Origin of the sequence: Mycoplasma enhydrae, from assembly GCF_025779955.1 — a bacterium.
In the GTDB taxonomy this organism is placed as follows: domain Bacteria; phylum Bacillota_I; class Bacilli_A; order Mycoplasmatales; family Metamycoplasmataceae; genus Metamycoplasma; species Metamycoplasma enhydrae.
The window spans coordinates 12707-34380 of record NZ_JAOXHI010000008.1 but is presented as its reverse complement, the minus strand read 5'-3'; the positions used below and the strand labels follow the sequence as shown (position 1 = coordinate 34380).

14 protein-coding genes are annotated in these 21674 nt (G+C 27.1%); 8 read left to right on the top strand and 6 right to left on the bottom strand.

Going from position 1 to position 21674, the window contains the following annotated elements; genetic code table 4:
* The first annotated feature begins 5 nt into the window (after nt 1-5).
* Nucleotides 6-95, top strand: coding sequence for an IS3 family transposase (locus OF364_RS03080; RefSeq protein WP_373422513.1), 90 nt, complete (start codon nt 6-8; stop codon nt 93-95).
* A 42-nt stretch (nt 96-137) separates the two neighbouring features.
* On the opposite strand, the gene OF364_RS02485 is transcribed toward OF364_RS03080, so the two are convergent.
* Nucleotides 138-1001 carry a diacylglycerol/lipid kinase family protein gene (locus OF364_RS02485; RefSeq protein ID WP_205851025.1) on the bottom strand — a complete coding sequence of 288 codons (864 nt, stop codon included), beginning with the start codon at nt 999-1001 and terminating at the stop codon, nt 138-140.
* A 182-nt stretch (nt 1002-1183) separates the two neighbouring features.
* Between OF364_RS02485 and lepA the strand changes: the two genes are divergently transcribed.
* From lepA to OF364_RS02460, 5 genes are all read left to right on the top strand, one after another.
* Nucleotides 1184-2983, top strand: a complete 1800-nt coding sequence (gene lepA / locus OF364_RS02480; protein WP_205851024.1) for a translation elongation factor 4 — start codon at nt 1184-1186, stop codon at nt 2981-2983.
* Nucleotides 2984-2987: 4 nt separating this feature from the next.
* Nucleotides 2988-3890 carry an MSC_0882 family membrane protein gene (locus tag OF364_RS02475; RefSeq protein WP_205851023.1) on the top strand — a complete coding sequence of 301 codons (903 nt, stop codon included), beginning with the start codon at nt 2988-2990 and terminating at the stop codon, nt 3888-3890.
* Nucleotides 3890-4114 (top strand): YneF family protein, encoded by a 225-nt coding sequence (locus OF364_RS02470; protein WP_205851022.1) that lies wholly within the window; start codon nt 3890-3892, stop codon nt 4112-4114. Before OF364_RS02475 ends, OF364_RS02470 begins: the two co-directional genes overlap by 1 nt.
* A gap of 133 nt (nt 4115-4247) precedes the next feature.
* Entirely contained in the window at nt 4248-5411 is a 1164-nt protein-coding gene (locus tag OF364_RS02465) for a hypothetical protein (RefSeq protein WP_263774086.1), read from the top strand.
* 192 nt (nt 5412-5603) lie between these two features.
* Nucleotides 5604-6788 (top strand): acetate/propionate family kinase, encoded by a 1185-nt coding sequence (locus tag OF364_RS02460; RefSeq protein WP_263752474.1) that lies wholly within the window; start codon nt 5604-5606, stop codon nt 6786-6788.
* Nucleotides 6789-6856: 68 nt separating this feature from the next.
* Here the strand turns inward: OF364_RS02460 and OF364_RS02455 are convergent, their stop codons facing one another.
* On the bottom strand, nt 6857-10858 hold the full coding sequence (locus OF364_RS02455; protein ID WP_263774085.1) for a rhodanese-like domain-containing protein: 4002 nt from the start codon (nt 10856-10858) through the stop codon (nt 6857-6859).
* A 218-nt stretch (nt 10859-11076) separates the two neighbouring features.
* Here OF364_RS02455 and OF364_RS02450 point away from each other — a divergent pair, with 218 nt between their 5' ends.
* Nucleotides 11077-12906, top strand: coding sequence for an ABC transporter ATP-binding protein (locus OF364_RS02450; protein ID WP_263774084.1), 1830 nt, complete (start codon nt 11077-11079; stop codon nt 12904-12906).
* A complete protein-coding gene (locus tag OF364_RS02445; protein WP_205851017.1) occupies nt 12899-14743 on the top strand; it encodes an ABC transporter ATP-binding protein in 1845 nt (614 codons plus the stop codon). Before OF364_RS02450 ends, OF364_RS02445 begins: the two co-directional genes overlap by 8 nt.
* 72 nt (nt 14744-14815) lie before the next feature.
* On the opposite strand, the gene OF364_RS02440 is transcribed toward OF364_RS02445, so the two are convergent.
* The 4 genes from OF364_RS02440 to OF364_RS02425 form a co-directional block, all read right to left on the bottom strand.
* Complete coding sequence (locus OF364_RS02440) at nt 14816-15511, bottom strand: pseudouridine synthase (RefSeq protein ID WP_263774083.1); 696 nt, start codon at nt 15509-15511, stop codon at nt 14816-14818.
* 11 nt (nt 15512-15522) lie between these two features.
* Nucleotides 15523-16638, bottom strand: a complete 1116-nt coding sequence (locus OF364_RS02435) for an endonuclease (protein WP_263752480.1) — start codon at nt 16636-16638, stop codon at nt 15523-15525.
* Nucleotides 16639-16924: 286 nt separating this feature from the next.
* Nucleotides 16925-19726 (bottom strand): DNA topoisomerase (ATP-hydrolyzing), encoded by a 2802-nt coding sequence (locus tag OF364_RS02430; RefSeq protein WP_263774082.1) that lies wholly within the window; start codon nt 19724-19726, stop codon nt 16925-16927.
* 6 nt (nt 19727-19732) lie between these two features.
* A complete protein-coding gene (locus OF364_RS02425) occupies nt 19733-21658 on the bottom strand; it encodes a DNA gyrase/topoisomerase IV subunit B (protein ID WP_205851014.1) in 1926 nt (641 codons plus the stop codon).
* Nucleotides 21659-21674 lie beyond the last annotated feature (16 nt).

Below are 21674 nucleotides of genomic sequence, written 5' to 3'. Positions count from 1 at the left end.
AGCTAATTACTGACTTTATAAATTACTATAATAATATTAGAATACAAATTAAACTAAAAAACCTCTCTCCGTGTCATTACATGAGAAAGGTTTAATTGATTTGTCCACTAATAGGGGACATGTTTAGTATGTTTTAATTATTTTTGTATTTCCACAACTTTATCAACCTCAAATGTTTCGCCATCTACTTGAACTAAATTATCTGGAACGTTTTCAATTTTGACATACTTGCCAAAAAATTGTTTTACATATTTAACTTTGATATGTAAGCCTAAATATACTAAACCAAATAAGCCTATTATTCTTTTAGGCTTAAGTCCTGAAATAACAATTATTGATAATTTATTACTTGCTAAATTAGCCTTTGGAGCAATTTTCATTCCTCCTCCAAAATAAGGGCCATTCATAATTGCTATTAGACTTACATCATTTAAGTTATATTCTTTATCATCCACTGTCATTTTAATATTATTTTTTGTTTGAAAATTTTTAATGCATTCTAGACTAACTCTAAAAAATGATGCATTAGCATGTAATGCTTTTTTAGTGTTCATAGCCTTTGATATTTCTACATCAACACCAAGGCCTACACCATTTAAAAAACTTCTTTCTAAATTACTAGATTTAATAGTGGGCAAACATTTAATAAAACTATTTAATTTATAAAAATTCCGATTAATGACTTCATATTTTTTAGAAGCTTTAATATTTCTTATAAAATCATTTCCAGTCCCTGCTTTATATGCATATACATCAGGCAAGTTTTTTGCTTTTCTTAGTTCATTTAGTACATAAGTTAATGTTCCATCACCACCTATAATAACTATAATGTCATCTTTGGTTAAATAACTCATTTCTTTTTGATAATCAACAATCTTAGTTATGTCAATAACTTTAAGAGAGTTTCTCTTAAAGGTCTTAATTGCACTCGAAACAATACTAAACATTTTAGCTTGATTTTTTCCACTTTTAGATAATAGATTATACAAAACATATAGCATGTTAACATTATATAAAATGAGACATTTATATTTGAAAAAATTCAAAATATATCTAAAAAAGTACTTAATTTTTCCCAAAATTTATTGATTTAATCAAAATAAATACAATCTTGTAAATTTTTATATAATTGTTAGTTTTTTATTTAAAAAAAGCAGCTTTTAAAATATAATTTAACAAAACTATGAATAAAAAAAATATTAGAAACTTTGCAATTATTGCTCATATAGATCACGGTAAAAGCACACTTGCTGACCGTATTTTAGAATTTACTAATGCCATTAGTGCACGTGAATCAAAACCTCAAGTTTTAGATTCAATGGATCTAGAGCAAGAACGTGGAATTACAATTAAACTAAATGCAATCCAAATTAAATATAAGGATTATATTTTTCATTTAATTGATACACCTGGGCATGTCGATTTTACTTATGAAGTCAGTCGTAGTTTGGCTGCTTGTGAAGGAGCATTATTATTAGTGGATGCGACACAAGGAATTCAAGCGCAGACTTTAGCAAATGTATATTTGGCAATTGAACATAATTTAGAAATAGTTCCTGTAATTAATAAAGTCGATTTAATTGCAGCAGACCCTGAAAGGGTTAAGGAAGAAATTGAAAATATTATTGGTATTGATGCTTCTAATGCTATTTTAATATCAGCCAAATCTGGAATTAATATAGACCAAGTTATTGATGCTATTATCAATCGCATTCCTGCACCAAAAGAAGCTAATGATTCTAAACCACTAGAAGCATTAATATTTGATAGTTATTTTGATAACTATCGAGGTGTGGTTATTTATGCTCGTATTTTTAACGGTCAAATTAATGTTGGTGACAAAATACACTTTATGCAAACCAAGAAAACATATACAGTTACTGAATTAGGTGTAAAAAATCCTAAAGAAGTAAAACGTGATTCATTATTTGCAGGTGAAGTAGGTTGAATTGCCGCTTCCATTAGAGATGTTAAGGATGTTGAAGTTGGAGATACTATTACAAAACTAGACAATCCTGTATCTGTTCCATTAGTTGGTTATAAGAAAATGAAACCTGTAGTATACACTGGTTTTTATCCAGTAGATACCCGAGATTATAATGCTCTAAAGGATGCTCTTGAAAAAATTAGTTTATCAGATTCTTCTATTGTCTGAGAACCTGAAACTTCAAAAGCTTTAGGATTTGGTTTTCGTATTGGTTTTTTAGGTTTATTGCATATGGATGTATTGCAAGAAAGACTAGAACGTGAATTTCATTTAGATATTTTAGCTACTGCTCCTTCGGTTGAATTTGTAATTAGTTTAACTAATGGCGAAGTTGAGCATATTACTAATCCTTCGTTTTTTCCAGATCGAACCTATATTAAAAAAATTGAAGAACCTTACATTAGAGCTTCAATTATGTTAACAGAAGAATATATTGGTCCAATTATGGAATTGTGTCAATCAAAACGAGGTAAATACATTAATCTTGAATACTTAGATGAAAAGCGCAGACGCTTGATTTATGAATTACCTTTAAATGAAACAATTTTCGATTTTTTTGATTTAATGAAAAGTTATTCAAAAGGTTATGCCTCTTTTGATTATGAACATATTGGATTAAAAGAAAGTGATCTAGTTAAAGTTGATATAATGCTTAATGGTGAAAAAATAGATGCTTTAGCATTAGTTGTACACCGCGATTTTGCTTATTCAAAAAGTCGCGAGCTAACAGAGAAATTAAAAGAAGTGGTTCCAAGAAAAAACTTCGAAATTCCTGTTCAAGCTGCAATTGGGGGTAAAATAATAGCGAGAGAAACAATTAAGGCATATCGAAAAGATGTTACCGCTAAGTTATATGGTGGCGATGTCACTCGTAGACAAAAGCTACTAAATAAACAAAAAGCTGGTAAGAAGCGAATGAAACAAATTGGAAGTGTAGAAGTGCCTCAAGAAGCATTTTTAGCACTTCTAAAAACAGACACTCAAAAGAAAGGTTAGACAAATGGATATAAGACCAATTATTACAGGTTCACCTGATGGAAATACAGGTACTCATATGGCCATAAGTGCAACAATGACTAATAACATGGCACAAATGGATATGAAAACTAAAAGTATTTTTAAACCATCAAGAACACTTGATCCTTTAAAAGTAATTCCAAATGGTATTTATAAAGTTTTTAAATCAGAAATTACAATTAAAACAATAAATATTTCACTATTATCTGTAGTATTTTTTCTATCTTTCATCTTTTGTTTATTATTTGCTTTTAGTCCAACTAGTTTTAGCCAACTACTGAAAGACCCTTCGAGTTCAGTACCATGAGGATGATATATTATTCCTGTAGTACTTGGTGTAATATCAATAGTGGTTCTAACGTTTGAATCAATTGAATTATCTGGTATAAAAAAATCTATTTTGCATTATCGAGAAAGAATAGCGGAAGGTGAATCATTTACTCCACCTTTTGTAGCAATACTTTATGAAAAATTGATGAAAAAACAAGTACGTAGAACCTGATTAGTGGTAGCAATATTATTTTATTTAGGTTTATTTACTTTAATATTTTGAGCTCTTAAAGATAAATCGTGAAAAGCCCTTAAATTTCAGGAATGAATTCACAATAGTTTTGTAAATCCAGATTTAGTAGTTTATATACTTTGTGGTATACTAATAGGAGTTGTAGTATTATTTATTGTCAATTCAATCTATCGAAAAAAACGAATGGTTGATATTCAAAACTTTTTTGGGCAAGAAGTAATGAATTACGCTGATTTATTAAAAGAAAGAAGCAATGCACATAAATATTGAGCAAAAGTTTTTTTTATTAGTGTATTAGTTATCTTAGTTATACCTATTATCACTTTATTAATTGTTAAGAAATTTGTTAAGAAAGGAAAATAATGCCTACTTGAGGAATAGTTTTATTAGTAATTTTGCCATTAGTATTTGGTGTTATTGGCGGTATTGTTGCAGTTATAATTACTAAGAAAAAATTTGAAAAGCAACTAAGAGAAAATCCACCAATTAATGAAAAAATGATTAGAGTAATGTTCCAGCAAATGGGACGTAAGGCTTCAGAAGCACAAATTAGACAAGTTATGCGTTCAATGAAAAACGCAAAATAGTCTCGAATTAGGGCATATTTGTCCTAATTTTTCATATTATATATATATATATATATATAAGTCATTTTGATTTATGTATGCTATTATTATTTACAAAATGAATATTAAAATAATTAATTATTAGGAGAAAAAAATGACACCAAAAACAAAAAAAATCCTTATGATATCAGGTATTACAGCAGCAGCTGTTGTTGGAGTAGTTGCCTTATCTGTAATTCCATATGCAGTTCTTAAAAGCAATAAACAAAAAAAATCAACGTTAGAACAAAAAACAACTGAAGCTTTAAATAATGTTGATTTAAAAATTAAAAGTGTACCTGAAGGTTTAGATGATAAATCTAAACTAACTGCTTCTAAAAAAAATTTAGAAGAGTCAAAAAAAGAACTTGAAACTTTAAAACAATCAGCACAAAAATCTAAAGAGGCTGTACTTGTTAAAAAAATCGAAGTTAAAGAAAAAGAAATTAATTCAGCAATAGCTGCGCTATCAACCAAAATTGAATTACATGATAATCTTGAAGCCATTAAAGATCAAGATATAAAAACAAAAACTAAAGCCAAACTGTCAGTTTTCTTTGATGAGCTAAAAAAAGAAGATGATCTATGAATAACTTCTAATTTAAGTAATCTTGGTATAAAAAATCTAATTGGTGAACAAGAAACCCAAGAAATTGAAACATTGTTTAAAAATAATTCTAAAAATTTAAATAATTTTTATTTACAAATAATATCTAAAATTGTAAAAAAATACAATGAAAAACCAGATGATAAAGCAAAAGTTAATAACTTGGCAAGAGATTTATATAAAGAGCATTTCACACCTGAAAACATTAAGAATTTCATCGATGATGAAGCATATGGTTTAGCAAATCACTTCTCAAAAACTATTGAATTAGCCAAAAAACATGTTGAGCTAATTATTAAAAAATACAATGAAAATTCAGAACTAAAAAATAATGAAAATTACACAAAATTACGTAATGCAATAAATGAAGAAATATTTGCTAAAGACAAGTTATATGAAAAAGCATTTAAAGAAATTAAAAATTTTGATTTTTCTAAATATCCAGCTGATACAGCTTACAATCAAATTTTTGATGGCATTTTTGACATAGTTGACATATTAGAAGATACTAGAACTGGTTTATATATGAAACACGGAATAGTATTAGACACAGTTTTAGCAAAAATAACAGATTATTTTGACTTTATTGACATTTTAATATTGCAAAACTCAAAAAAAGCTACAAATTGATCAAAGTTAAATGATTCATTTTTAACAGCATTTAAAAAATAAATCAAAATTAGATTTAAAACTTAAAATAAATACCACTCAAAGCAATGTCTAACCCAAATTCAGCAGCTTGGACTGTTAGTAAAAGATGGACATTGCTTTTTTTATTTATTTTAGTTTCTAAAACCGCTTTGTTAGTCACAATTTTATAATATAATTTATAAAATTTATTTTAATATATGGAGTGAGTAATTTATGAATAAAATATTAGTAATTAATGCTGGTTCAAGCTCAATTAAATGAACATTATTTAGCAATACTTTAGAAGTTGAAGCAAAAGGCCTAGCTGAAAGAATTAAATTAGCACAGGGCAAATTAATTTTTAATTATGATAATAAAACAGAAGAAATGGAATTAGCCTTACCTAGTTTTTTAGAAACTGTTAAAAATTTAGTAGAACAATGAAAGAAGAAAAATATCATTAATAATTTTAATGATATATCTAAAGTTGCTTTTAGAGTAGTAAACGGCGGCCCTAATTTACAACAAACAACTATTGTAAATGACCAAGCTATTAAATGATTAGAAGAATCAATTGATTTAGCTCCTGTACATAACCCCGGAGCCTTAGAAGCTATTATTGCATTTAGAACACTTTTACCAAGTGCTACAATGTCAATGCACTTCGATACATCTTTTCATAATTCGTTACCTAAGGTTTCATATACATATCCAATTAATTATGAACTAACTAATGAACTTAATATTAGAAAATATGGGTTTCATGGTTTAAATTACAACTACATAACTCAAAAGTGTCAAGAAATTTTTAACAAGCCTAAAGTTAATATAGTTGTAATGCATATTGGTAATGGAGCCAGTTTATGTGCAATTGAAGATAATAAATCAATTGATACATCAATGGGATTTACTCCTTTAGCAGGTATCATGATGGGCACAAGATCTGGCGATATAGATGCTTCTATTATTCCATATATTGCTAAACATAAAAGCATGTCACTTGAAGAAATATTTAAGATATTAAATGAAAAATCAGGTATGCTTGGAGTTTCTGGAGTTTCTTCCGATGTTAGAGATATTCAAAAAGCCAAAACTACAAATCCACAAGCAGCATTTGCACTTGATTTATATACTCAAAGAATAGCTGATTATTTAATTACATACATTAATAAAATTAAAAATAAAATTGATGCAATTATTTTTAGTGCTGGTGTTGGTGAAAATGATTATTTAATTAGACAAGAAGTAATTAACAAAATTAACTTGATTAATTTAAAGGTTGATGAAACTAAAAACAAAGGAAGAGACTTTGGTGATTATAAAATAATATCGGCAGATGACAGTTTAATTCCTATTTATGTAATTAGAGCAGAAGAAGAATTATTTATAGCTAAAGAAGCTATATTGCTAAAAAACTAAATAAAAAAATAAAAGCCTATATAAGGACAAAACTTTTAAAGTTTGCTTATAATTAGGCTTTTTTTGTATTAATCTTTTTTTATTAAAGCTAAAACATCAGAAATTTCCTTTTCTTTATTAATTAGTTCAGCTAAAGTTGTTGAACTAGTGTTATATAAAGTCATAAATTCTTTTAATTTAGCATCAAAACTATTTCTTAAATCTATTGATTTAAATGTTATACCATCTTGTTGTGTGATTACACTTAAATCACGATACATATATGTCCCTGCTTCAAATCTTTGAGCTAAAACACTTTTGTAAATATCATACTTAGTGGTTCTTGGATTTAGTATTTGTTGTAATTCAGCAATATCATTAAAGTTTATTTTAGTTAATAAACTTGGATCTTTCTTAATAGCTATTTTATTAGCGTTTCTTTTGATTAGATATATAGAATTGTCATATGAAAATATATCTAATTCCATATTTTTAGCAATAGTAGTGGTATCAAAATATGTTTTTAAATCGACTTTTTTGCCTTCTCTTAAATCGATAGCAAATAGGTCATGTTCATGTTTATTATTTTTTTCATCAAAAGAGTATTTGTATACAAAAGCAACATTGCCTACCATAAATACTTTTGGAATTGTGCTATCTTTAGCATTAAGGAATGAATCATCTATTAGTTTTTTAATTGGATCATCATTTGAAACTAATTCAAAACTATTTGGTCCATCATGGAAATTAGTTTTGAATAATCCCATACCTTTTTCATTTGCTCTTCCTGAATAAAGTGCAAATGTATATCAATTATTTTGATATTTAAAGAATCTACTTTGAATAGAACTTAAAATTCAACCATTTTTAGTCATTCTTTGACCTTTATTGTTATGTGATAACATAGTGCTATCAACATAGCTATTTTGAGCAAAGTCTTTAAACATATGATCAATTGGTAGAGTTCTATAAAACAATCTATAACCAGGGTAATGTAAATCTCTACGATCTGCATCTAGGTTAATTTTTAGTAAAAAACCATCTTTAAATTTAGAACTTCCCTTTAGTGAAGAATTAACATATCCAGATGGATATCTAACAATATTATCATCTACTTCATTATCAAAGTGAAGTGTATCAACATAATACCATTTAGCTTCAGTATCATTTTTCGTTTTTGTTTTAACTCAAACAAATTGGTGGTGTCCTGCTTCAGATTTTTTAGGATATGATTGAATTCCAACTAGATTTAATAAAAGTGATGTCATTCAAGAATATTGTTGACATACTCCATAAAAATCTAAATCAATAGTTCCAGATAAATTGAACTCAGGTTTTCATGTTTCATCTCTATATGAATATCTGTCAGCTACATATTGCATAATAACAAAGATTTTTTCTTGTTCATCCATATCTTCATTGATAAGCAGTAATGCATCTTTGACAAAATCCACAAATTTTTGTTTGATGTTTTTATCAAAAACAAGTCTTTTATCAACTGAGTTTACTCCATTATTAAGTCCATATAAGAATTTTTTTAGGATAGCTAATTTAATAAATTCATCATCAATTTTTTTATCTTTAGAATTGTATTTAAATTCTTCAGTTTCAACATTGATTGAATATGCTCCAAAATGTACATAAGCATTATCAATTCAATCTTCTTGAGCTCATTTGAACACAGCCTCAGCTAAATATCTAGCATTGAAATTATGTTCATATAAATTTAGATCTTCTGTTTCAAGACCAGTAACAAATTTATGATAAATTTCTTTTAATTCTTGTATTTCAGCTTCTTTGTCACCTATTTTTGATTTACGAGTGTAAGGTTTTTTAGGTTTGCTTTCTCATAAATCATGTTTTTGGTCGGTTATATTATTTTTATCATTAGGATAGATTTTTTTAATTTCGCCATATTTTCCATTATAAAAATCTTTAGTTTTTGTATCGTTGGTTTGTTCATCGGTTTCATTAACATCAAGTGTTGAAATTGTACTACCTACAAGTCTAGCTAGTTCAATACTTCTTCTATAAGCAGAACCTAGTGTATAAGTTATATTTTGTTCTTTATCTAAAATAAATACTTGTGGTCTAAAAGTACTAAAACTAGTAACTTGATTTCAATCATCTGTAGGTCTAAAAATATGTTTGTCTATTGCGCTTTTGTTACTATATATATCAATAGTATTTTCTCATTTTGCTTTATCTCTATAATCATCTAACAAATCAACAAAATTAAAATCATCAAAATGTTTATCTTTGAAATAAGATAATGCTTGTAAACAATATCTACATCCAATATCACCTCAAATTACAATGGTTGCCTTACCATTTTTAGCAATAATATCACTAAATTTATGTTCGGTATCATCAGCTTTTTTAATTTTTAGTTCTGATACATTTTTAGCATAAAGATTGTCAATTAAATCTTGTCTAACATCACTAAACTCTGGATTATTTTGTTCAGATCTTTTTCTTTGTTCCCATGTACGGTATTCATTGTTGAATTTTGGTCCATTAGGATTTTGTTCCTCTGGTTTAGGTTTAGCTAAAATTGTTTCATAAGAAGATTTTAGCTCATTCTTAGCTGATATTAATTCTTCCTTGCTAGCATTAGCTTTGTTTTCTATTGTTTTAGCTTTTTCTAGAGCTTTTTCTAAATCTGCTTTTTGGTCAGCTCTTAAGGCATCTTTTTTAGCTTCAATTTCTTTAATATAAGCACTTAAGGCATCTTTAGCCTCTTTAATTAAGTTATCTTCTATATTAGGCTTAGATTGTTTGGCTGTTATTGTTATGTCAAAAGTCTTTTTAACAACTTTAATAAATTCTTCATTAAAATTGCCTTCCAAACCATCAATAGCATTAACAACAGTACCTTTTTCATCTAATAAAAGAATTTTAGGAGTAGTGCTAAAATGCATAACATTTTTTCAAATAAAATCTTGATTATCTAATAATGAATCATCTAATTCAGATAAAATGTTTTTTTCTTTAAAAGCTTTTTTAGATAATTCGATGTATTCATCAAGCCTATCATTATCTACAGAAGTCATAACTTTAACGTAATTGAATTTATTTAAATCTAACTTATTTAAATCTGCTAAATAATCCAAACATGTTAAACAGGTTGGTGAGCCAAAAATAAAAATTGTTTTTTTAGTAGTGTCAACAATATCATTAATTTGTTTAATTTGTTTCGTGTATGACATTGTTTTATATTGATACATATTATGGTTGAAAAAATTTTTAATGAATTCTTCGTTAATTTCAAATGAAGGATTTTTAGCAATGTGCTCATAAGCACCATTTGCTTTATATGAATCATAATCATTTTTATCATCTGATAAAGCACCTATTATATCGAATGTAAAAAGCGCTTCATTAACATCGCTAATATCTATACATTCCACTTTTAGTTGGTATGTTTTTTTAGTTTCAAGAACAACTGAACTTCCAAATAATTCTTTAATGCTTGAGCTAAATGGTTTAGATAATATTTTAGTAGTAGTGCTAATTTGATTTTTAGTTTTGAAGTCTAACAAAGTAAATTTATAATTAATACTACTTTCTTCAATGTTTTTGGTTTCTAAATTAAATGAAATGTCTTCGTTTGGCTTAAAACTAATTTTATTTGATTTAATTTCTAACAGTTTTTGAGAAGATTTAACATCAACATGAGGCTTATTTTCTCTTAGTCATTTAGTTATTCCGCCATCCATTCAATAAATGTTTTTAAAACCAAGCTTTTGCATAATCTTAGCTGCAGCTTGTGAACGATTTTGTGTACGACAATAAACTAAATAGATTTTGTTTTTATCGAATGCATTAATTTTTTGTTCAAAATTAGGATCATTTAAATTCACATTGATCATTCCATCAATGTAATTTTCTTTTATTTCACCTTCGGTTCTAACGTCAAGCAAAACAAAATTCTTGTTATTTTTATTGTTTCTTATAAATTCTAATGATTCATCTGTTGATAGCTTTACTGGTTCATTATTATTAGAACATTTACTAGCCAAAGGCACAATTGTTATTGGTGCAGCTGATATAAGTCCTAATCCAAAGATAATTTTTTGTTTTTTATTCATATTTTTTTCTCCCTAATATATATATATATATATATATATATATAGCAAATCAACAAATATGCAATACAAATATATACTCCTATTTAAGTTTTAGTATTTTAATACAAAATTGTTAATATTTTCAAAATTTAAATTATTTAATTTTGTAAAATAATAAAATACATGACTTTTAAGGTCTTAAAATATAATTTTAAGATTTAGCCAAGGGGAGGTGAATAATGTTCAAACTATATAAATATATGGATAAAAAATTTAGATGATTATCAGCATTATCAATATTTTTAACTATTTTTCAAGTTGTTTCATTTTTGTTTGTTCCTATTTTTGTTGGACAAATTTCATCTCTTATATCTTTAAATGCCTTTAGACAATCAGATCCATCAATTCCTGATTATTCAAAAGTAGAAATTTTGAAATTATTCACAGTTGAGGGCACAATAAATGAGTCAATAAAACTATTTTCAATTTATTTTGCTATAGCTTTGTTAGTAGGAATAATAAGTTCGTTTGGCACTTCTCTTTTAGCAACCTATATTTCAGTTGCAGGTTCAACTCAAATTAGACAAAGATTGTGAAATCATTTAGGTAATTTATCACAAATTGACATTGAAACTCTTAGTCATTCAAAAATAATCACTAGATTTACAATAGATATTAATCGTATACAATGAGGTTTATATTCTTTTTTAAGACTAAGCATTATTGGACCACTAAATTTAATTTTTGGTTTAGTATTTGCTTTATTAACTGATTTAAAATTGTCTATTGTTTTTGGTGTTTTAATTCCAATGATTTTAATGACAGTTATTATTGGTGGTTTAGTAGTTGCGCCACTATTTAAAAAAGAACAAAAAGCTAATGAAAAAATTAACAATGAATCACGTGAAAGTATATCAGGTGCCAAAGTTATTAAATCTTACAATTTAGAAAATTTAAGATTTGAAAAATTTGATGAAGCCAACAATAAATGACAAAAAATTTCACGTAAAACATGAAATGTAAATAGCGTTATTTTTTCTTTAATTAATTTATTTTCAAACATTATTATTGCCTTAGTCTTATTAGTTACTGGATATGTAGCTAGAAATAGTCATTATTCACAAGCTGAATTTAAAACAGTAATATCAAATGCAGTAACATTTACTAGTTATGTAATATTTGTAACTGTAGGGATAGTTTTATCAGCATTTGTTGTGTTTTCTTTAGTTAGAGCTTTTATATCGGGCAAAGAAATTAATAAAATTTTTACTAAAAAACCAAATATTGATTATAAAGAAACTGGGAACCAAATTACCAGTGGTAATGTAGAGTTTAAAAATGTATCATTTAACTATTCAGGCATTTTAGATAATAATAATGTTTTAGATAACATTAGTTTTAGTGCTTTTCCTGGGCAAGTAATAGGCATAATTGGACCAACAGGTTCAGGAAAAACAACAATAGCTAGACTAATAAGTCTTGATTTTAAAACCTTATCAGGTTCAATAAAAATAGATGGTCATGAGATAACAGAAATTGCTACAAAATCTATTAGAAACAACATTTCTTTTGTTTATCAAAAACCAAGCATTTTAAGCGGAACAATTAAAACAAATTTATTAATGGCTAATCAAAATGCAAGTGAGAAAGACTTAATTGATAGTACCAAAAATGCTTGTGCTTATGAATTTATTCAAGATTTAGAAAATAAATTTGATCATGAAGTTCAACAAAGAGGTGCAAACTTATCAGGTGGTCAAAAACAAAGACTTTCAATCGCTCAAGGTTTATTAAAAAAACCAAAAATCCTTATTTTAGATGATTCAACTTCTGCTTTAGATTCTAAAACAGAAGCTAAAGTTTTAGCTAATATCAAAAATAACTACAACCAAAAAGAAATGTTGACTTTTGTTATTGCTCAAAAAATATCTTCAATCATGAATGCAGATAATATTTTGGTGATGGACAATGGAAAAATAATATCTTCTGGGAAGCATGATGAACTAATGCAAAAATGTGATTTATACCGTGAAATAGCACTATCACAGTTAGGGGGTGAAAATGTATAATTTAGATCCTCTTGAAAATAATAAAAAACTAACAAAAGACGAAGCAAAAAAACAATCTAAATTGAAGTGACAAAGTTTTAAAAAATTAATTCATTATTTAAATTATCGAAAAGGAATGCTATTTTGAATAATAACAACTTCAATACTGTCGGCATTATGTCTAACTATATCTACTTATTTACTGGGTTATATTACAGATGAGTTTTTAAATTTTGATTTTTTATCAGGATCAAATTTTGATGAACTTAAATTTATTGGTTCGATTTGTTTATTGATAGTTTTTGCAATTTTAAAAGAAATATTTTGGTACACTTCCTCATATTTATCAATAAGAGCCGGAATAATAGCTTCAGCAATTATGCGGCTAGATGCTTATAAAGCCATTATGAAAATGCCTATTTCATTTTTTGAATCAACTAATACTGGTAAATTGATGTCTATTATTTCAAACGACATAGATAATATTTCTAGTGGTTTGTCGACTAATTTTAATAACATTATTTCCACAATTGTAATAACCATTACTTCAATTGGCTTTATGTTATATTATTCAGTTTATTTGACACTAATCACCATAGCTTTATTTCCTGTTTTATTTTTTGTAATGTTTTTCTTTTTGAAAAAAATAATGGTTCATTACCAAAGTCAACAAAAGAATATATCAAACTTAAATGGTTATATAGAAGAAAACTTAGCCGCACATCATTTAATAAAATCACTGGATTATAATGCAAAAAGCAATGAAGAATTTAAGAAAAAAAACTTGAAATTATACAAATCTTCTTTGAAGGCAAATGTATATTCCGATTTAGCTTGACCATATGCCACTACAGCAATTAATTTTTTACAATTAATAATTGTTGTTATAGCTGCACTTTTAGCAAATGCCAACATTGGCACAGGATCGAACAAAAATTTCAGTCCTGGTGTCATTATATCTTTTGTATTCTATATTAGAATGATCCTAAACAACTTTGTAAGAGTGCTTGAAAATATATCAATAATGCAATTAGCCATTGTTTCTTCAACCAGAGTTTTCAATGTTATTAAACTAAAACCTGAAATTGATGAATCTAAACTAAAAACTATTGAAAATATTAGAGGTGATGTTAGTTTTGAAAATGTTAATTTTTCTTATACTAATGATCCTGATTCATTACAATTAATTAATGCTTCTTTTCAAACTAAAAAAGGTCAAGTGTTTGCTATTGTTGGTCCCACTGGAGCTGGGAAAACTACAATTATTAATTTATTAAGCAAATTTTATTTGCCAAATAGTGGCACAATAAAAATTGATAATTACAAATCATCAGAAATTAATGAATCAAGCTGAAGAAATCAGATTTCTATTGTTTTACAAGATACATTCTTATTTCAAACCACAATAATGGAAAACTTAAGATATGGTAACCTAGAAGCAAGTGATAAAGAAATTATCGAAGCAGCTCATTTGAGCCATGCACATGAGTTTATTAAGAAACTTAAAAATGGTTATGATGAAATCATTGAAGAAGGCGGAGCAAATCTTTCTCAAGGAGAAAGACAACTGCTAGCCATCACTAGAGCAATTATTGCTAACAAAAATATTTTAGTTCTAGATGAAGCCACTTCTAATGTGGACACTAGAACTGAAAAAATCATTCAAAAAGCTATGCTTAATTTAATGAAAGGAAAAACTTCTTTCATTATTGCTCATAGATTATCAACAGTTATAAATGCCGACCAAATTCTGGTAGTTAAAGAAAATAGAATTATTGAACGTGGAACTCACAAAGAATTATTAGAATACGGTGGTTTTTATAAAGAATTATATGAATCTTCATTTTCAGAAAACTAAAAATTAAAATACTAAAAAAATGTAATGAATTCAGATCAATTATTTTAGATCTATAATCTCATTACATTTTTATTATTTAAATACCATTTCTATTTCTTCTTCGCTTAGTTCTTTAATATGACCTAATTCAAGACTGTCGTCCAATTCTAATGAACCAATTGAAATTCTTTTAAGATAGCTTATTGTATAACCTAAAAAAGCTAACATTTCTTTAACTTGGTGAAACTTACCTTCATAAATTGTTAAATAACCGGAATTCTTATCTATTAATTCTAGATGATATTCATTTACAACATAACCATTAGATATAGTAATCGGTTTTGAATGTTTATTATCTAATAAATCATTCATATCTTCTTTTGTAACAAAAAAATATTTTTTAGGAATTTTAGATTTAGGGCTTGAAATTTTATGTCCTAATTTTCCATCATTACTTATAATTAATAACCCTTCAGTATCTTTATCTAATCGACCTATTGCAAAAAACTTATTTTTATCTAATTCTAATAAATCAAAAATAGTTTCTTGATGTCGGTCATAATTAGCAGTTATACATCCACTAGGTTTATTAAACATATAATAATAATTTTGCTTAAAAGTTATTATTTCATCATCTATCATAATTAAATCATCTGTAGCGTCAACATTGCAAGTTTTATTAATTATTGCGCCATTAACTTTTATTCTATCTGACCTAAGAAATTTTTTAGCTTCTTGTCTTGTAATGCTTAAAGCTGAGCACAAAATTTTTTCAATTCTATATTTCATTATTTAATTGTTTAATTTATTCCTATCGCAACACCTTTGTTTTTAAAAACATATTCATCATCGTTTAAGAAATATACTTTTATTAATTCAGGATAGTCACTAAAAGGATTTCGGTTTCCTTGATGTTTAAATATACCATTGTTTCTGTCAATATCAAATTGAGAGATATAGTCATTTTCATTTCATTTTAAGTATGTTTTTAAATAATTGTCCTTAATTCAATTAATATTATTTTTTTGAATAAAAACTCTTCGAGAAGGTTCATTAGCCATTATATTTCTATCATGATAAGTTAAAACAAAATATAGTAATGCTCTAGCAACATCACCTTTAAATTCATCTATTACTTCTGTAACTGTGTCATTATCTTCTTGGCTAGTTCCTATTTTTGTACCATTACTTGATTGATATTGAATTGATTGAATTACTGTTCCGTATGGTGAATTACCATGACGTGCATTTACGTATTTATCAGTAGGTCAAACATGGTGTGCATCTTCTCTCATTGGACTAGACTTTTTAAATCAAGATTGAGGAATGATGTGTTCTCTATTCATTCCTGTTCCTTCTTTGTTGCCTATATCTTGATATTCATTAAATCTGAAAACAAATTTATCTTTACCATTGGGTATTTCTGTGTATATATCCAAGACAGTACCATCATTTTCATAGTATTTATCAACGAAAGCATCCTCGTAAGTCCGGTGTAATGCAGAATAGTTTCCAGTTTTATTTCTATGTTTAAGTTGCAATTCAAATAATTTATTTCTAAGTTGTTGACCGCTTAAGCCATCTAATTCAGCATAAAATTGATTTGAAGCATCATATCTAATTCCCTTTACTGATAATTTATCTAGTTTTTCTAGAATAATTTGAGCTTGCTTCGATAATTCAATGTAATCAATTTCTTCTTCTTTGGCTGCTAGAGCATTAATTTCTTCAATTAATTTCTTTTTATTGCTTGGACTTAGCTCATTTAATTTTTTAAATATTAATGTTTTTATTGCTAAATAATCATCCTTTTTAGTATCTGTATTGTCGCATCTAGCTGATATTAAAGATACAATAGGTAAAAGCGCAAGACTTGGAACCATCATTAATGTTTTTAGTTTAGATTTTATTTTCATTACTATTTCCCTTTTTTATACTACTAATAATTTACATACATAATTATAAAGAATAAAAACGTATAAGTTTTCACTTATACGCAATTAATAAATATAAAATGGTAATTATTTTTCAACTTCAGCTTTTTTAGCTGCTCTTCTTAAGTCGCGAGCTTTTTCTTTTGCTAATTTGTGAGCTCTTTTTTCAGCTCTAACTTTGTTAGCTAATCTAACATCTTTTCTCATGATCTATCCTTTCATTTTTTAGTAGGTCTAATTTAGTTGAACATTGAAAAATAATTATAAACTATTTTTTCTTGATTTTCTTTACTTTTTGTTCAATGTCTTCAATATTAATTTCTTCAAGTGCTGCTAGTTTTTCTTCCAAACTTAATTCTTGAGTTTTCTTCTTAAATTCAGGATCGACAATTTCAAATTCATTGCTAGCTTCAAATAAATCTATTTGTTCATTTTTGGTTTCGTTTTCGGCAATTTCTTCTTCAGAATCGCTGTAATCTGAATTGTAATAATATCTTTTAAGTAGTGTTGTTTCAGTAGTTAATTCAATATCGTCATTTGAATTTTGTCTTTGTAAATATATATCTTTTAATTTTTCTTTTTCTTCATCTTCGACATCATGTAATTCTTTAATTTTTATGTGTTGAATTAAATTTCCACTATTAACAAAATCATAATTTAAATTAACTAATTTATCAATTTTGCTTCGGTCTTTGTGAATTTTGTCCAAATCAAAATGACTAATTTCATTATTGTTGTTAGTATATAAAAATTCAAGTTCGCTCGTGTTTACTTCTAGTGATTTAGGAATAGAATTATTGTTTTTTAATAAATTAAATAACCTTGAACCTCTATTTGTTCTATTAGTGTATTCTATTTCTCTTAAGCTTCATTGTTTAGCTAGTCCACCTTCGGTTAACATAGTTACATTATTAATTTTTGAACAAGTACAAAATGCTGAGACGAAAGTATTATTTTTAGTTTGTAATTTTAATAATAATTTAATCCCTTGTGCCCTTAAAGCTAAGTCTGTGCTAAAAACAGATTCATTTATTAAGAAATAAAAACCATTATTTAAAAGAATGAATAAATCTTTTTCACCGTTACCTATTTGTGCATCAATTAGCTCATCGTCATTATTTTTAAAGTTCATGCAAGTTCTCTTCTTATTAAAAATTTTTGAATCGAAATCACTAATTTTAACTTTTTTGGCATAACCATATTTAGATAATAAAATAATGCTTATATAAGAGTTATAAGAAGTTACTTCCATCACTCTTATTATTCTTTCATTAATATCTAATGATACTAATGAAGAAATATGTATTCCTAATTCTTTTCATGAATTATCTTTAAAAGTATGAGCTTCGAGAACAATAAAGTTACCTTTATTGGTAAAAAGAATAACTTTTGATAGTGAATTAATTTTGTCATAATATTTAATTGCATCACCATCTTTTAGTTTATAAGAACTAAGTTCGTTTGAACTAAAAATTTTAGTGCTAATCTTTTTAAAATAACCTTGTTCTGAAATAAAGAAATAGAAATCTTCATTTTTAGTTAGCAGTTTATGGTCAACTTCTTTGTTAGCTACTTGTTCAGTAATTTGTGTTTTACGAGGTTGACTATATTCTTTTTTAATTTCCTTTAATTGTTCAATTAAAAACTTATCAAATTCGAAACTATCATTTAGTAATAATTGGCATCTAGCAATTTGCTCTTCCAATAATTTTTTTTCTTCTTGGAATTGAATTTGGTCCATTCTAGATAGTTTATATAATCTTAATTCAGCAATAGCAGTGGCTTGAATTTCACTAAAACCAAATGCATTCATTAATGCAAGAATAACACCTTTTTTAGAATTATCACTTGCCTTAATGATTTTAATTACTTCATCTGATATATCTGCTACTCTAATAAAACCTTCGACAATTTCATGTCTAAGTTTATATTTGTGAAAATCATATGTTATTCCATTAGTATTAACTAATCTTAAGTGCTCTAAGTAAGCAAATAAAGCTTGGTCAAGTGAAAGCAAACAAGGAGCATTTTTGTATATGGCAAGCATGTTGTAATCATAATTAATTCTTAGTTTGGTTTTATTCATTAAATATGTAACAATTGCTTCTGGATTAGAATTTTCTTCTAGTTCGATATAGATTGATAAACCATTTCTATCAGATTGGTCTCTAACTTCTTTAATTCCAGAAATTGTTTTAGATGCGACAATTGAATCAATTTCAAAAACTAATCTTGATTTAATTACTCCATATGGAATTTCTAATATTTCAATTCCAATAATGTTTTCTTTTTTATCATAAACAAAACTATATTTTGAAGATAAAACAATTTTTCCTTTTCCGGTTTGAAATGCTTGGCTAATTCCTTTGGTACCATTAATAATTCCCCCAGTAGGAAAATCAGGTCCCTTAACATGTTTCATTAATTCTTCAACCTTTAGATTAGGTTTTTTAATTAAGGCAATTGTGGCATCTAACAATTCTGCTAAATTATGTGGTGGAATTTGTGTAGCAAAACCAGAAGCTATTCCTAGCGCTCCATTTACTAATAAATTAGGAAATAAACTAGGTAAAACAACAGGTTCATATTCCGAATCATCAAAGTTTGGAACCATAGTCACTACTTTACGTTCCAAATCCTTTAGCATTAATTCAGTTATTTTTTCTAATCTTGATTCAGTATAACGCATCGCAGCTGCTGGGTCATCATCAATAGAACCCTTATTACCATGCATTTGAACTAATGGATAATTACTTTTTCATTCTTGTGCCATTCTTACCATGGCTTCATAAACTGAACTGTCACCATGTGGGTGATACTTACCTAAAACATCCCCAACTATACGAGCTGATTTTTTAAATGGATCTTTATTTCGTAATTTTAAATTTCACATCGAAAATAAAATTCTTCTTTGAACAGGTTTAAGCCCATCGCGTGCATCCGGAATTGCACGTTGTTGAATTACATACTTTGAAAAACGAGCAAAACTATCGCTCATTATTTCAACCATGTTCTTATCAATTATATTTTCAATGACTTCATCAATATTTTTCTTATTTTTTTTATCCATTATATCCTACTTATTTTTGCTTATATCAAACTCATCAATGCTTGAAAAATCAATGTTACTATTAATTCATACTTTTCTAGCTTCAGAATTGTCACTCATAAAAGTGGTTACATTTCTTTCTGTTAAACTTTGTTGATCAATATTTACTCTAACAATAGACCTAGTTTCAGGATTCATTGTAGTTTCTCAAAGTTGGTCTGCATTCATTTCTCCAAGACCTTTATATCTTTGAATTTCATAGTTTGAGTATTTTGAAGTAATTTCTCTAAGTCCTTCTTCATCTCAAGCATAAAAATATTTATTATTTGAACTTTTAATAGTTACTTTATATAGAGGTGGTAAAGCGATATATACCATTCCAGCTTCAATTAAATTACGCATGTATCTTCAAAAGAAAGTTAATAATAACATTTGAATATGTGCGCCATCGACGTCAGCATCAGTCATAATAATTATTTTTCCATACTGTGAATTTTTTACATTAAAATCTTCACCAATTCCAGCACCTATTGTATTAATAATTGTTGATAGTTCTTCATTTGCTAGTATATCAATTAATTTAGCTCTATCTGTGTTCATAACCACACCACGAAGCGGCAAAATAGCTTGAGTTACTCGATCACGACCCATTTTAGCAGAACCACCAGCTGAATCACCTTCAACTAAAAATAATTCTTTTACTTTGGGATTTTTAGATTGAGCAGGTGTCAACTTACCTGAAAGAATTTTTTTATTATCTAATTTATTTTTAACTTTTCTAGCTTCGTTTCTGGCATTTCTAGCTGCCATTCTGCCTTCATATGTTTTTTTAATTTTTTCAATTATTTTATCTGCTGCAACTTTGTTTTCATTTAAATAAAACATAAATTCTTCAGAAAAGAAATCTTCTACTGATTCTCTAGCTTCTGAAGTGCCTAGTTTATCCTTAGTTTGCCCAACAAATTCTAAAATATTTTCCGGAACCTTGAGTGAAACCACAGCAATAATACCTTCACGCACATCAAGTCCGTCAAAATTTACTTTATTTTTGGCTGAATTGTTTTTTGATCATCATTCATTAATAGTTTTAGTTAAAGCAGTTTTAAAAGCAGTTTCATGAGTTCCACCATCTCTTGTTTTAACATTATTAACAAAACTGTATATAGTTTCAGTGTAACTATCTGTATAAGCTAAAGATATTTCAATGTGAATGCCATTTTTAGCTAATCCTGATGCATAAAAAGTAGAACTAATAAAGTTCCTTCCTTCACCTACAAAGTTTATATATTCTTTGATACCTTCATTTGTTTGAAAAATTATGTTTTCATCAGTTATTTCATTAATGTAATTTATTTTTAAATTTGAAATTAAAAAACTTGCTTCTCTTAATTTTTCTTTAACAGTTTCAGAAGAGAATTTAGCTTTTTTAAATATTTCATAGTTAGGTCAAAAATGAACTCTAGTGCCTTGTTTAATTGTGCCGCCTATTTGTTTGGTATGACTAGTAATATTATCTTGTTCGAACGCTGTAAAATATTCTTTTCTATCACGATAAACACTAACTTCTAATTTAGAACTTAGAGCATTAACTACTGCTGAACCTACACCATGTAGTCCACCACTTGTTTTATAAGCTCCATCACCAAATTTTCCACCAGCATGTAACTCAGTAAATACTAATTCAACACCACTCTTTCCAGATGCATGCTTAGTAACGGGAACACCACGACCATTATCTTCAACTATAACTGATCCATCTTTTTTAAGAATTACTTTAATGCTATTGGCATAACCAGCTAGCGCTTCATCAATAGCATTATCAACTATTTCCCATATTAAATGATGTAGACCATTAGAATCGGTTGAACCAATATACATACCGGGTCTTTTAATAACTGCATCAAGTCCTTTTAAAACTTTTAAATCCTTTGCTTCATAATTTGTTGTACTCATATTGTTTAATTATATA